This is a genomic window from Anaerolineales bacterium (assembly GCA_030583885.1).
Classification (GTDB): domain Bacteria; phylum Chloroflexota; class Anaerolineae; order Anaerolineales; family Villigracilaceae; genus Villigracilis.
The window spans coordinates 695,227-708,312 of record CP129480.1; the positions used below are offsets into that span (position 1 = coordinate 695,227).

The following is a 13,086-nucleotide window of genomic DNA, read 5'->3' on the forward strand; positions in this document are numbered from 1 at the left end:
ATCTGAAATTTTTACTCTAACTGCCACACCCTTGCTAACCGAAATCACGGACGCCAAAGGCGTGCCAATGGTGCTTGTCCCAGCTGGAGAATTTGAAATGGGAATCAGCTCTTTTGATCTAACTTATCAGATTCTTCTTGAGAAATCGAGCCCCGCACATAACGTTTATTAGACCTCTTGCAAAAGTCAAATTGAGTTGAGTTCAAGGTTGTAAATAGCAGCAATCAGGTTGAAGCGCAAAGCAAATCTCTTTCTACGATTGCGATACCTCTCGCTCAAAATGCGAAACACTTTCAACTTACGGAATATATGCTCAATCACAATCCGTTTCCGTGCCAAGCTTCGATTGCTCTGTTTCTCTCGTTTCGTCAGAGCATGGTATTTGGATTTCTTGAAGGGTGTTTGACTGTTCTGATGAAACTCCATCAATCCTTGATAGCCCGCATCTGCCAGAATACGCAGATGTTCAGAGAACTCACAGGCATCGTCTTTGAACAGTTGGAAGTCGTGTTTGCTTCCATGACTAAAGGCGGTGGTTATGATTTGGGTACTTTTTCGATCAGCCATCACCTGCGCTTTTTGGGTGTGACGCTTCTTTTTGCCACTGTAATGCCGTTTTTGGCTTTTTTTGGACGTTCCACTGGCTGTTCGCTGACATCAACCAGCACTACCTCGAACACCGTGTCACTGGCTTGGAGTGCCTTTTTGCCAGGCAAACGAAACTTTTTTGAACGGACTAAGGCCTCCTCTACCTTGCGAATGGTGCGGCAAACGGTTGCTTCACTGACACCATAGGATTGCGCAATATGAAATTCTGTGCGATATTCTCGCCAGTACATCAAGGTCATCAACAACTGATCGGCTCGGCTCAGTTTTGGCGGTCTCCCGAAGTCTCGCAGCCCTTTCTCAATGACTGTGAGCATCTGCTCGAAGGTTTCGCGCTGGACGCCAGTTAGCCGTTTGAAGTCACTACCTTTGAGATGTGCGATTGTCTTATAGTTCATGTGCCTATTATGGCACACTTATGCAAGAGGTCTATTTAGATAGTTATTATATTGACTCGTATGAGGTGACCAATGCAGCATATAGAGTTTGTGTTGAAGAAGGCGGGTGTGCTAGACCATATAGCACTAAACGATTTGATAGTTCGTCTTATGCAAACCATCCTGTTGCATTTGTGGATTGGAATCAAGCAAAAACATATTGTGAGTGGAGAGGCACTCAATTGCCTACGGAAGCTCAATGGGAAAAGGCTGCCCGTGGAGTTGATGGACGAACATATCCTTGGGGTGAAGGGATTGATTGTGATAAAGCGAATTATGATAAAGAATGTGTGGGTGATACGACTGAAGTAGGTAGTTATGAGAGCAGCAAGAGCCCATATGGTTTGTATGATATGGCGGGTAATGTTTGGGAATGGGTAAATGATTGGTATTCAGATGTGTATTATCAATCATCACCACTAAATAATCCATTAGGACCAGATGATGGAGAATTGCGCGTTCAACGTGGCGGTTCTTGGTCATCAGGTGATTTTCTGGCGCAATCATTTCTTAGGCTTTATGGCGACCCAGTCGAAAAAAATTATGTTTCTGGATTTTATGGATTTCGTTGTGCCCGTAATGTAACCCCATAAGGAATGAGTAAGCTAGAACACTCGTAGCAGAACCAGCCACCCCTTAAGTCTGAACCGTAACCAGATGGAGAATGGACACCACCCCATTCTCCATCTTCCATTAACCATCAGTTATAATTCCCTCACTCTAAAAACTAAACACTGGTCACTGATAACTATGTCTTCTTCCTTCCAATCCATTATCCTCAAACTACAAGACTTCTGGGCATCCAAGGGATGTCTCATCACACAGCCGTACTACACCCAGGTCGGCGCAGGGACGATGAACCCTGCCACCTTCCTGCGCGTGCTCGGACCCGAACCGTGGAACGTGGCGTACGTCGAGCCGTCTGTGCGCCCCGACGACGGGCGTTACGGCGAGAACCCCAACCGCTTCCAACTCCACACCCAATTTCAGGTCATCCTTAAGCCAGATCCAACGAATCCGCAGGAACTCTACCTCGAGTCGCTTTATGCGCTCGGCATCGACCCGCGCCAGCACGACATCCGCTTCGTGGAAGATAACTGGGAACAGCCCGCCATCTCCGCCTGGGGTTTGGGTTGGGAGGTCTGGCTCGACGGGCAGGAGATCACGCAGTTCACCTACTTCCAGCAGATGGGCGGCGTGGCGCTCGATCCAGTCTCGGTCGAAATCACCTACGGGCTCGAACGCATCCTCATCGCGCTCAACAACGCCAACGCCATCTGGAACGAGGAGTATGGAGCGGGCGTCACCTACGGCGAGATCCGCCGACAGGAAGAGTTCGAACACTCCAAATATTATTTCGAGACCGCCGACGTCGAACGTGTGCGCGCCATGTACGACCTTTTCTCCGCCGAAGCCGACGCCTGTCTCGCCGCCGGTCTCATCGTCCCCGCGCACGACTATGTCCTCAAATGCTCGCACTCCTTCAACATCCTCGACACCCGCGGCGCGATCAGTGTTGCCGAACGTCAAGCCTTCTTCCGCCGCATCCGTGAACTCGCCAGGGGAGTGGCGCTCGCGTATGAGGAGCAGAGGAAGGGGCTGGAGTATCCGTTGTTGAAAGATACGGGTTCGAAAGTTACAAGTTCGCAGGTTTCAACTTTCAAACCTTCCAACCTTCAACCTGCCAACTTTATCTTAGAAATTGGAGTCGAAGAACTCCCTGCCTCTGATGTGGATGTCGCTCACGGGCTTTTGACGACCCGCATTCCGACTCTGCTCGATGAGCTTCGGCTGACCCACGGCGACGTCCGCATCTTGACAACCCCGCGGCGGCTCGTCGTTTCAGTGGACTCTCTCTCCCCGAATCAGCCCGACCGCGAAGACCTCGTCAAAGGTCCACCCGCCGACAAAGCCCTGGACAAAGACGGCAAGCCGACTCAGGCTGGCTTGGGTTTCGCCAAAAAGAACAACATTGACCCCGCTTCTTTGGAAGTCCGCGAAGAAGGCAATAACAAATACGTCTTCGCCCTCGTCAAACAGACTGGACGCCCCACTCCCGAAGTCCTCGCCGAAGCGCTGCCCAAGTTAGTGGCGGATATTAAGTTCGAGAAGTCCATGCGCTGGAACGATTCGGGCGTCTCGTTCTCTCGTCCGATTCGCTGGTATGTTGCGCTACTCGGTGACATGGTCATCCCGTTTGAATATGCTGGCGTCGTCTCTGGCAACATCTCCCGCGGACTTCGTCCCTACGATTCTCCCGAAATCAAAATTCCCTCGGCGGATAAATATTTCGAGGTCATTCGCGAAGCGGGCATCCTGCTCGACAAAGAAGAACGCAAGTCCGCCATCGTCGAACAGCTCAATCAAGCCGCATCCCTCATCGGTGGGGAAGCCATCCTGGATGACGATCTGTTGAACGAGGTAACCAACCTGATCGAAATGCCCACCGCCGTCATGGGCGGATTCAACGAAGAATTCCTTTCATTGCCAAGAGATGTGTTGATCTCGGTGATGAAAAAGCATCAGAGATATTTCCCTGTCCAGAAAAATGGGAAATTGTTGGCGCACTTTATTGCCATCAGAAATGGCGACGACCTGCACATCGACACTGTCCGCGAAGGGAACGAACACGTGCTCTCCGCGCGCTTTGCGGATGCGGACTTCTTCGTCCGCGAAGATGTGAAATTGAAACTGGAAGAATATCGCCCAAAACTCTCCTCGCTGACCTTCCACACCAAACTCGGCTCCATGCTCGATAAATCCGACCGCATGTTGAAACTCGGCGCGGAACTGGCGGCCCTGCTCAGCTTCAAAGATGCCATGCTTATCAAGCACCTGGCGCGCGCCGTCTATCTCTCCAAAGCCGACCTCGCGACTCAAATGGTCACCGAGATGACCTCCCTGCAGGGCATCATCGGCGGCGAATATGCCCTGCGTTCCGGCGAGACCCCCGAAGTAGCGGCGGCGATTGCCGGGCAATATCAGACCGTGCCGGGATCGAAGGTCGGTCTTGCGCTGGCACTCACGGACAGAATCGACTCATTGGTTGGTTTGTTCGCCGCTGGCCTTGCTCCCACCGGCGCGAAGGACCCCTTCGGTCTGCGCCGCGCTGCCATCGGCGTCGTCCAGCCGCTTATCGAACAGGATATGAATTTCGACCTCGCGCTCGCCGTGCAAAAGTCCGCGAAGACACAACCGATTGAAGTGAAGGACGATACTCAAAAACAAGTCCTCGAATTCATCGCAGGACGCTTGTCTGTGGTGTTGAAGGATGCGGGCTACAAACATGATGTCGTCGAAGCCGTCCTTGCAGAGCAATCCAACAATCCGGCGGCATCCGCCCGGGCGGTGAAGCAGTTGTCCGCGTGGGTGACGCGCGAAGACTGGTCATCCATTTTGGATGGTTTCGCGCGCTGTGTCCGCATCACCCGCGACCAGAAGGATGTGTTCAAGGTCAATGAAAAATTATTTTCCGATCAGGAAGAGAAGGACTTGTTCAAGGCTCTGCAAACGAACACCAAGGCGCAACCGTCTACAGTGGACGAATTCCTTGAAGTGGTTGTCATGCTGATCCCTTCCATCAATACCTTCTTCGATAAGGTCCTTGTGATGGCGGAGGACAGGAAGGTAAAGGAGAACCGGCTTGGCTTGCTGCAACGGATCGCGTCGCTTTCGAACGGTATCGCGGACCTGGGCAAACTCGAAGGGTTCTAGTTCAAAACCCGCCGCAGAAAGACCGCAGGGTCATGCTTGTGACCCTGCGGTCTTATTTTGCCAAACCATCAAATGCTATAATGCAACCATTCCATGTCCACCATTGATGAGATCAAAGCCAAAATCGATATCGTCGACCTTGTCTCCGAGGCCGGTGTCAAACTGCGTCACGCGGGGAGGAACTATACCGGCTTCTGTCCATTCCACGATAACAAGCACACGCCGGCCTTTGTGGTCTGGCCCGAGTCCGGGACGTGGCGCTGCTTTGGCGCGTGCAATGAGGGCGGCGACATCTTCAAGTTCGTGATGAAGCGCGAAGGCATCGATTTCAAGGAAGCCTTGGGGAAGCTTGCCGCGCGTGCGGGCGTGGAGTTGAAGGAATACCAGCGCGAGACGCCCCAGCAAAGGGAGGCCTTCGACAACCTGCGCAAACTGCTCGAGGACGCGGTCATTTATTATCGCAGCCAGCTTTTCAACAACACGGAGGTCCTGTCCTACCTGCGCGAGAAGCGCGGATTAACCGATTCGACAATCGAAACCTTCGGTCTGGGCTATGCGCTTACGGGGTATGATAATTTTCTCAAGCATTTCACAAGCAAAGGCTTCTCCGAAGAAGATTTGCTCGATTCAGGCATGCTCTCGGAGCGCGACAGCGGCGGATATTACGACAAGTTCCGCAACCGCATCATGATCCCCATCCGCGACGAGCAGGGACGCATGGCCGGTTTCGGCGCACGTATTGTGGACCCGGACGATATTCCCAAATTCCTCAACTCTCCTGAAACGCCGATCTTTTCCAAGGGACGCCTGCTTTATGGTCTGGACAGAGCCCGCAAACCGATCCGCGCCGCCGACCAGGCGGTGATCGTGGAGGGCTATCTGGATGTCATCGCCCTGCATCAGGCGGGCTATGAGAACGTGGTCTCGCCGATGGGCACGGCATTGACGGAAGACCAGCTGCGTTTGCTCAAACGTTCCACGCGGCGCATCGTCCTTGCGCTGGACCCGGATGTTGCGGGACAAAAAGCCGTCCTGCGCGGACTCGACGCCGCCCGTTCGGCAATGGACCGTGAAGGCGAACTTGGTTTTAACGCGCGCGGACTTCTAAAGAATGAAGCGCGCCTGCAGGCGGACCTGCGCGTGGCGACCATCCCCGATGACCTCGACCCGGATGAGATCGTGGCCCGCGACAGGGAGGAATGGAAGCGCATCATCGAAGGCGCGAAACCCATCGTCACGCATGTAATGGATTCGCTGGCGGCGGGACAGGACTTGAACGACGCCAAGGTCAAGAATCAGATCGCGGCGCAGGTGCTTCCATTGATCGAAGACCTGCCCAGCGCCATGGAGCGCGATACCTACCGTCAGGCGCTGGCGCGAATGCTCAAGGTGGATGAACGCTCCCTGACGGCGGCGCAGGCTCGGGGTCCGGTGGTGAGGCGCAAGCCTCGGGTGACAGATCAAAGCGAAAAAGCGGAAACGCCGGTCGTGGCGGTCAACCCGAGGTTGAAGGTCGAATCCCATTGCCTGGGTGTTTTATTCCGCAAACCTGAATTGTTATATCGTTTGGACCGCAGGCTGGAGGAATGCGGCCTGAGCCCGCTGGTGGCGGAGGACTTCGAGTATACTGACCATCAACTGTTGTTTGGCGTGGTGCGTCTGGCGGTGGAACAGGATGAGAAGGACCATCAGCATTACCTGATGAGTCATCTGCCCGAAGCAGTGACCACGCTTTCGAAGGACCTGCTCGCGCAGACGGAAACGCTCGACCCCGTGGATGACCGCCTGCTTGAGGAACTGCTGGCGCGCTTTTTGGATCTGCGGCGTGCCCATGCGATGATCAATGTCAATCAACTGCGTTTCCTGCAGGAGGACGAACAACAGCAGGGCGGCGCAAATATGAAGGCATACCAGGAGCAGGCGATCCAGTTTGCACGCCTGCTCAACAGCCTGGACAAGGCAAAACGAAAGATGTCCACGAGGCGGCAGGCCTGATATTGTAGTGGTTTGAACAGGCGACGGATGCAGGAATGCTTCCTGAAGGAATCTGGGAAAGGGAACCCAATGCCCGCAAAAAGCAGACCGAAGACGAAGGTAAAGACGAAGGTAAAGCCGAAGGCAAAAGCGGTCCAAAAGCCAGCGGTAAAAAGGAAAAAGGTCCCGCGCAAGAAGCCGGGCTTGTCCGTGGGTGCAGTGGTGGAATCACTGGCGGAAGAGCAGGAAGCCACTTTGGAGTCCATGCTGGAGGATGTCATTGAACCCGATGAGTCCCTGCTACAGCAGGAGGATGAGTTCGAGGATGCTCCGCCTGTGCGTTCGCATGAAGTGGCGGGCGAGCTTTCCGAAGACCCGGTGCGTTTGTACCTGCGTGAGATCGGACTTGTCAAACTGCTTACGCCGGACAGCGAGTTTCGGCTTGCCACGCTCATCGAGGCGGACCGGCTGGCCGGCACGCTCCGCACACTAAAACAGCGCAAGGGTGTTTCACTTGCCTGTTCCATATATCACTGGCTCATTTCTGAAATGCTCACCTCGTGGGATCGTCTGATCGAGGATGCCGAACGCCTCGATCATGAACCTCCCAGCCTGGCCTTGTTGATCGCTGAATCCCAGTCGCTTCATGCGGGCTGGGAGTTTGATTCCCCATCCTATCTGCGCGCCTATCTGGATAACGGTCATTGGGGTGTCGACCATCTTTGGGATAACCTTGCCCGGCATGCGTACAGCGTCTTTCTCAGCCTGTACCTGCTTCCGTTCAAATATGCAGAGTGGCTGCTGACGCATGCCCGCGAGGAGAACGGGCTGCCCGCCCAGCGCACGCTCTACCGCAAACTGCCGTCCGACGTAGACCTGTTTGCGGAAATGGAAGCCGCCCACGTACGTGCGGAGGATGCGAACCAGGCGCTCATCCGCGCGAACCTGCGCCTGGTGGTGAGCGTCGCCAAGCGCTATCTTGGGCGCGGCATCTCCTTCCTCGATCTTATTCAGGAGGGCAACATGGGATTGCTGCGCGCCATCGGCAAGTTCGACCCGCGGCGTGGATTCAAATTCAGCACCTACGCCACGTGGTGGATCCGCCAGTCCATCAACCGCTCGATTGCCGAGCAGGCGCGGACGATCCGCATTCCGGTCCATTTGTTCGAATCCATCTCGCGTATCTTGCGCGCGCAGCGGCATCTCACGCAGGTCCTGGGACGTGAGCCAAGTAATGAAGAGCTTGCCCTCGAAGTGGGCTATCTTTCTGCGGTGGATGTACAGGTGGTCCTGCGCGCGCACGCGGAAAACAAGCCGATCGACCCTGAAATACAACACAAACTGGATATTGCCTCGCAAAAGATCCATCGCGTGCTGCGCTCTGCAGAGGAGCCGGTTTCATTGGAGGGCCCGGTGGGGGACGCTGACTCCAGTTCGCTGGGTGATTTCATCGAGGATATTGATGCGCCCTCGCCGATGGATGCCGCCGCAAAAGAGATGCTGCGCGAGCAGGTCCAGCATGCCCTTTCCGTGCTCTCCGAACGCGAGCGCGATGTGCTGGAACTGCGCTTCGGTTTGAAGGACGGCAGGGAGCACACGCTCGAGGAGGTCAGCCGTTATTTCGATGTGACCCGCGAGCGCATCCGCCAGATCGAGGCAAAAGCCTTGCGGAAGCTGCGCCATCCCGCAAGGAGCCGCGAGTTACGCGATTATTTGGGGGATTGAGTTTCTGTCATTCCGCATTTGGAAAAGGATTACAAGGTTAAGGGATTCTTGAAGTTTCCTCCCAATATGACAATTATCACCAATTTTGTGAAAAGTGACACATAATCTAGCCCCTGAAAGTCTCTTATGATATACTTCGCCGAACGTGCCAGATTTCACGCATCAATGAGGTGTTTAACATGTTGCTTGAATATATTGCCATCGCGGTGATGATCGCGATAGCCACTTTGATTGCTTTTATTGCCGTCGGGTTGGGGGAATTGTTCGGACCGAAGAAAAAATCTGCAGCGAAAGACATGCCGTACGAATCGGGCATGAACCCATACGGCGAAGGGACGCGGCGCATGCCTGTCCGCTTTTATCTGATCGCCGTGCTCTTCATTCTCTTCGATATTGAAGTCGTGTTCTTTTTGCCCTGGGCGATCGCGTTCCGCCAGCTCGGCCTCTTTGGCTTGATCGAGATGGCGGTCTTTATCGTCATTTTGCTTATCGGTTATGTGTATGCCTGGAAAAAAGGAGCCCTGGAATGGGAGTAGAGCAGAAACTTGGAAATATGGGCGTGGTGACCACCACGTTGGAGGGGATGGTCAACTGGTCGCGCACGAATGCGATGTGGCCCATGCTGTTCGGGCTGGCCTGCTGCGCCATCGAGATGATGTCCGCGCAGGCCCCACATTACGATATGAGCCGCTTTGGCATGGAACTCATGCGCGCCAGTCCGCGCCAGTCCGACTTGATGATCGTGGCGGGGCGCGTCTCGAAGAAGATGGGACCCGTCCTGCGCCGTTTGTACGACCAGATGCCCGAGCCGAAGTGGGTAATCGCCATGGGCGATTGCGCCTCCTGCGGAGGCGTCTTCAATAACTATGCCCTGTACCAGGGGGTGGATGAGGTTGTGCCAGTGGATGTGTATGTGGCAGGCTGTCCGCCGCGCCCCGAAGCGTTGATCCATGGTGTGCTCACGGTGCATGAAAAAGTGAAGCGCGCGAAGTTCGCGGATCTGGCAAAAGGATAAATACATCATTGCGAGCCGCTCCTCAGCAAAGCAATCTCCAATAGTGAGACGGAAATTACTTCCCGTAGACACATAAAGACATGGTGAAGACAATGGATAAAAAAATCGAACCGATCGTAAAGGCCGTACAGGCCCACTTTAGTGCGGCGCTTGAAGAGTTCCGCAGCGAGGTGCATTTGTTCGTCAAGCCCGAGCAGATCGTGGATGCATTGACCCTGTTGCGCGATGAACATCATTTTGAACTGCTCTCGGCGTTGACCGCGGTGGATTATTATCCGCAGACCTCGCCGCGTTTTCATGTCATCTACCAGATGACCTCGCTTGCACAGAATCTGTCGGTGCAGCTGAGAGTCCCACTGGACGGGGACAACCCGAGGGTCCCGACTGCGGCGCGTGTGTATGACGTCGCCAATTGGCGCGAGCGTGAGCTGCTCGATATGTTCGGCATCGAGTTCGATGGCCACCCTGATCCGCGCCGCATTCTGATGCCCGACGATGCCGAAGGTCATCCGCTGCGGAGGGATTTTCCGCTTGGGTATGAAGAACCGCAGTTCACCTTTAACTTTGAAGAGATTGACCTGCGCAAGCCGTATGTAAAGGAATAATCATGGCCCAGCTTGAAGAAGTCAGCGTAGAACAATTCAAACATCTCGTCTCGGAGCGCGCCCTGACAGGCGAGACCATGCTCCTGAACATGGGACCCCAGCATCCCTCCACGCACGGCGTACTGCGGCTGCTGCTTGAGCTGGACGGCGAGATCGTTGTCAACTGCATTCCCGATATCGGTTTTTTGCACACCGGCATCGAAAAGAACATGGAAGCCAAGACCTATCAAAAGGCTGAAGTGATGACCGACCGCCTCGACTATATGAACCCGATGGGCAACAACCTCGCCTATTGCATGGCAGTGGAAAAACTGGTGGACTTGGATGTGCCGCCCCGCGCGCAGGCCTTGCGCGTGATCCTGGTGGAGTTGCAGCGCATTGCTTCGCATCTTGTCTGGCTCGGCACCTCCGGGCTTGACCTCGCGGCGATGTCCATGTTCCTGTATTGCTTCCGCGAGCGCGAACAGATCCTTGATATTTTTGAACTGGTTTCGGGCCAGCGCATGATGACGACCTACATCCGCCCCGGCGGCGTGTGGCGCGATGTGCCGGTGGAATTCGAGACGGCGGTACGCGATTTCATCAGGATTTTCCCGAAGCGTGTTGACGAATACGAAACCCTGTTGACCAGGAACCCGCTCTTCATTGACCGTATGGTTGATATCGGCTACCTGAGCAGGGAAGTCGCCCTGTCCTACGGCGTTACAGGTCCCATGTTGCGCGCATCCGGCGTGGGTTGGGATCTGCGCAAGGTGCGTCCTTACTGTGGATATGAGCAGTACGATTTCAACGTGCCCATGCGGACGGAGGGCGATACCTACGCGCGTTACCTTGTACGTGTGCAGGAATTGCGCGAGTCGTTGAAGATCGTGGAACAGGCTTTGAACAAACTGCCGCTCGGCCCGGTGCGCTCGGAGAACCGCAAATTCGTCCCGCCGCCGCGTTCGGAGATCGGCGTGAGCATGGAGGCGCTCATCCATCACTTCAAGTTGTGGACGGAAGGCTTCCCCGCGCCGAAGGCTTCGGTCTACAACGCGGTCGAATCCCCGCGCGGCGAGTTGGGTGTGCTGCTGGAAGGAGACGGCGGACCGAAACCTGTGCGCGTCCACATGCGCACGCCCTCCTTTGATAACCTGGCTGTGCTTTCGCAGATCGTAAAGGGGCATTTGGTGGCCGACCTGGTCGCCATTCTTGCCTCCACTGACATCGTCCTCGGAGATATTGACAGATGAGCCTTGAGAAAACGTATCCGAAGGAAGTAAAACAAATCCTGGCAAAATATCCGCCCGAGCATAAACGCTCGGCGGTCATGCCGCTTTTATACCTTGCCCAGCGCGAGGAAGGCTATATCACCAAGTCTGCCATGCAGGATATTGCGCAGATATTGGAGATCACCGAGACGGACGTTGCCTCGATCGTGGGTTTCTACACGCTCTATCACGATAAAAAGGAAGGCAAATATCGGATGCAGGTCTGTACGGACCTGCCCTGTGCCCTGCGCGGCGCGGATGAATTCCTGGATGCCGTCTGTGGAAACCTTGGCATCCAGGTCGGTGAGACCACGGAAGACGGTTTGATCACGATTGAGTCTGTGATGTGTCTTGCCGCCTGCGACAAGGCGCCCATGTTCCAAACCCAGGGACCGGACGGCATCAAATATCATGAGCTGATGACAGTTGACCGCACCATGGAATTAATCAAGGCGCTCAAACAGGCTGGAAGGGAAGTGAAGTCATGACTCACATCCTTTTGCGTCACCGCGATATTCCAGATATTAATATGATCAACGCCTACAAGAAGGACGGCGGTTTTGCGGCCTTCAGGAAAGTCGTGACCAAGATGAAGCCGGCCGAAGTCACCGAGATCGTAAAAAATTCAAGCCTGCGCGGACGCGGCGGCGCGGGGTTCCCCACCGGCATGAAGTGGTCGTTCATAGATAACAGGAACTGGCCCCATTATGTCGTTGCCAATGCGGATGAGTCCGAGCCCGGCACCTTCAAGGACCGCGAGATCATGGAGGCCAACCCCTTCCAGTTTTTGGAAGGACTCGCGCTGGCCAGCTATGCGGTCGGCGCGAAGGTGGCGTATGTCTATTTGCGCGGCGAGTTCTGGCAGCTGGCTGCCTATCTCGATGAAAAGATCGCGGATATGGAAAATGCGGGGTATCTCGGCGAGAAACTCTTTGGCACGGATTATTCCCTGAAAATTTATACCCATCTCGGCGCAGGTGCCTACATCTGCGGCGAAGAGACGGCACTGCTCGAATCCCTCGAAGGCAAGCGCGGACAGCCTCGTGTGCGTCCGCCGTTCCCGCCCTCTTACGGTCTCTATGGCAAGCCGACCATTATCAATAATGTCGAAACCTTCACCAATGTGCCTCCCATCCTTGCCAATGGCGCGGACTGGTACAAATCCATGGGCACGCTGGATAGTGCGGGCGTGAAGGTCTTTTCACTCTCGGGCCGCGTGCGCAAGCCTGGCAATTACGAACTTCCATTTGGCACCACATTTCGCCAGTTGATCTATGAGCATGCGGGCGGCGTTCAGGAGGGCAGGCCCATCAAAGCCATCATGCCGGCGGGCGCCTCCTCCTCCCTGATCGTGGTGGATGACCAGGTGTTGGATACCCCGATGGATTATGCCTCTGTCCGCACGCTCGGCGCGGACCTCGGTTCTGCCTCGGTCATCGTGCTGGATGACACCGTGGACATTGACTGGGTCGTCAACAAGACCATCCATTTCTTCAAGCATGAGTCCTGCGGCAAATGCACACCCTGCCGTGAAGGCAACTACTGGATGAAGCATCTTACCAGCCGCATTCATTCCGGCGGCGGTTCAAAGGACGATGTAGACCTGCTTCTTAACGTCGCCAAACAAATGCAGGGCAAATGCCTGTGCGCGCTGGGAGAATTTTCCACGATGGCTGTAGTCACCGGCATCGAACGGTTCCCCCAGGATTTCAAAAAAGCGGTGAAAGCCTAAAAAGATACCCGATATTCGAACGTGGAAT

At 54.9% G+C, this 13,086-nt stretch carries 11 protein-coding genes; 10 read left to right on the top strand and 1 reads right to left on the bottom strand.

The genetic code is table 11. The annotated features are described in order from the left end of the window. Window positions 1–186: 186 nt before the first annotated feature. Window positions 187–1,004 (bottom strand): IS5 family transposase gene (locus QY332_03525; GenBank protein WKZ36993.1). Its coding sequence is split into 2 segments (ribosomal slippage): window positions 187–623 and window positions 623–1,004, totalling 819 coding nucleotides; the frame shifts between segments, so codons are not numbered across the junction. A 20-nt stretch (window positions 1,005–1,024) separates the two neighbouring features. On the opposite strand from QY332_03525, the gene QY332_03530 reads away from it, so the two are divergent. The 10 genes from QY332_03530 to nuoF all read left to right on the top strand — a co-directional run bounded on the left by QY332_03530 (window position 1,025) and on the right by nuoF (window position 13,058). Next, on the top strand, window positions 1,025–1,636 hold the full coding sequence (locus QY332_03530) for a formylglycine-generating enzyme family protein (protein WKZ36994.1): 612 nt from the start codon (window positions 1,025–1,027) through the stop codon (window positions 1,634–1,636). A gap of 157 nt (window positions 1,637–1,793) precedes the next feature. After that, window positions 1,794–4,757, top strand: a complete 2,964-nt coding sequence (gene glyS, locus QY332_03535) for a glycine--tRNA ligase subunit beta (protein WKZ36995.1) — start codon at window positions 1,794–1,796, stop codon at window positions 4,755–4,757. Window positions 4,758–4,850: 93 nt separating this feature from the next. After that, on the top strand, window positions 4,851–6,752 hold the full coding sequence (gene dnaG, locus QY332_03540) for a DNA primase (GenBank protein WKZ36996.1): 1,902 nt from the start codon (window positions 4,851–4,853) through the stop codon (window positions 6,750–6,752). Window positions 6,753–6,821: 69 nt separating this feature from the next. Beyond that, complete coding sequence (locus QY332_03545) at window positions 6,822–8,456, top strand: sigma-70 family RNA polymerase sigma factor (GenBank protein WKZ36997.1); 1,635 nt, start codon at window positions 6,822–6,824, stop codon at window positions 8,454–8,456. A 179-nt stretch (window positions 8,457–8,635) separates the two neighbouring features. Beyond that, on the top strand, window positions 8,636–8,992 hold the full coding sequence (locus QY332_03550) for an NADH-quinone oxidoreductase subunit A (GenBank protein WKZ36998.1): 357 nt from the start codon (window positions 8,636–8,638) through the stop codon (window positions 8,990–8,992). Beyond that, on the top strand, window positions 8,983–9,471 hold the full coding sequence (locus tag QY332_03555) for an NADH-quinone oxidoreductase subunit B family protein (GenBank protein WKZ36999.1): 489 nt from the start codon (window positions 8,983–8,985) through the stop codon (window positions 9,469–9,471). Before QY332_03550 ends, QY332_03555 begins: the two co-directional genes overlap by 10 nt. A gap of 92 nt (window positions 9,472–9,563) precedes the next feature. Beyond that, the gene (locus QY332_03560; GenBank protein WKZ37000.1) at window positions 9,564–10,076 is read left to right on the top strand and encodes an NADH-quinone oxidoreductase subunit C; all 513 of its coding nucleotides are present in this window, start codon (window positions 9,564–9,566) and stop codon (window positions 10,074–10,076) included. Window positions 10,077–10,078: 2 nt separating this feature from the next. Further along, the gene (gene nuoD / locus QY332_03565; GenBank protein ID WKZ37001.1) at window positions 10,079–11,308 is read left to right on the top strand and encodes an NADH dehydrogenase (quinone) subunit D; all 1,230 of its coding nucleotides are present in this window, start codon (window positions 10,079–10,081) and stop codon (window positions 11,306–11,308) included. Next, window positions 11,305–11,814, top strand: coding sequence for an NAD(P)H-dependent oxidoreductase subunit E (locus QY332_03570; protein ID WKZ37002.1), 510 nt, complete (start codon window positions 11,305–11,307; stop codon window positions 11,812–11,814). The genes nuoD and QY332_03570 overlap by 4 nt, the downstream gene beginning before the upstream one ends. After that, window positions 11,811–13,058: an NADH-quinone oxidoreductase subunit NuoF gene (gene nuoF, locus QY332_03575; protein WKZ37003.1), complete on the top strand. Its 1,248-nt coding sequence runs from the start codon at window positions 11,811–11,813 to the stop codon at window positions 13,056–13,058. The genes QY332_03570 and nuoF overlap by 4 nt, the downstream gene beginning before the upstream one ends. The last annotated feature ends 28 nt before the right edge of the window (window positions 13,059–13,086 follow it).

Bases quoted from the DNA above. Each gene is read 5' to 3' on its own strand.
- QY332_03530 (WKZ36994.1), top strand. From the start codon at position 1,025: ATGCAAGAGGTCTATTTAGATAGTTATTATATTGACTCGTATGAGGTG.
- glyS (WKZ36995.1), top strand. From the start codon at position 1,794: ATGTCTTCTTCCTTCCAATCCATTATCCTCAAACTACAAGACTTCTGG.
- dnaG (WKZ36996.1), top strand. From the start codon at position 4,851: ATGTCCACCATTGATGAGATCAAAGCCAAAATCGATATCGTCGACCTT.
- QY332_03545 (WKZ36997.1), top strand. From the start codon at position 6,822: ATGCCCGCAAAAAGCAGACCGAAGACGAAGGTAAAGACGAAGGTAAAG.
- QY332_03550 (WKZ36998.1), top strand. From the start codon at position 8,636: ATGTTGCTTGAATATATTGCCATCGCGGTGATGATCGCGATAGCCACT.
- QY332_03555 (WKZ36999.1), top strand. From the start codon at position 8,983: ATGGGAGTAGAGCAGAAACTTGGAAATATGGGCGTGGTGACCACCACG.
- QY332_03560 (WKZ37000.1), top strand. From the start codon at position 9,564: ATGGATAAAAAAATCGAACCGATCGTAAAGGCCGTACAGGCCCACTTT.
- nuoD (WKZ37001.1), top strand. From the start codon at position 10,079: ATGGCCCAGCTTGAAGAAGTCAGCGTAGAACAATTCAAACATCTCGTC.
- QY332_03570 (WKZ37002.1), top strand. From the start codon at position 11,305: ATGAGCCTTGAGAAAACGTATCCGAAGGAAGTAAAACAAATCCTGGCA.
- nuoF (WKZ37003.1), top strand. From the start codon at position 11,811: ATGACTCACATCCTTTTGCGTCACCGCGATATTCCAGATATTAATATG.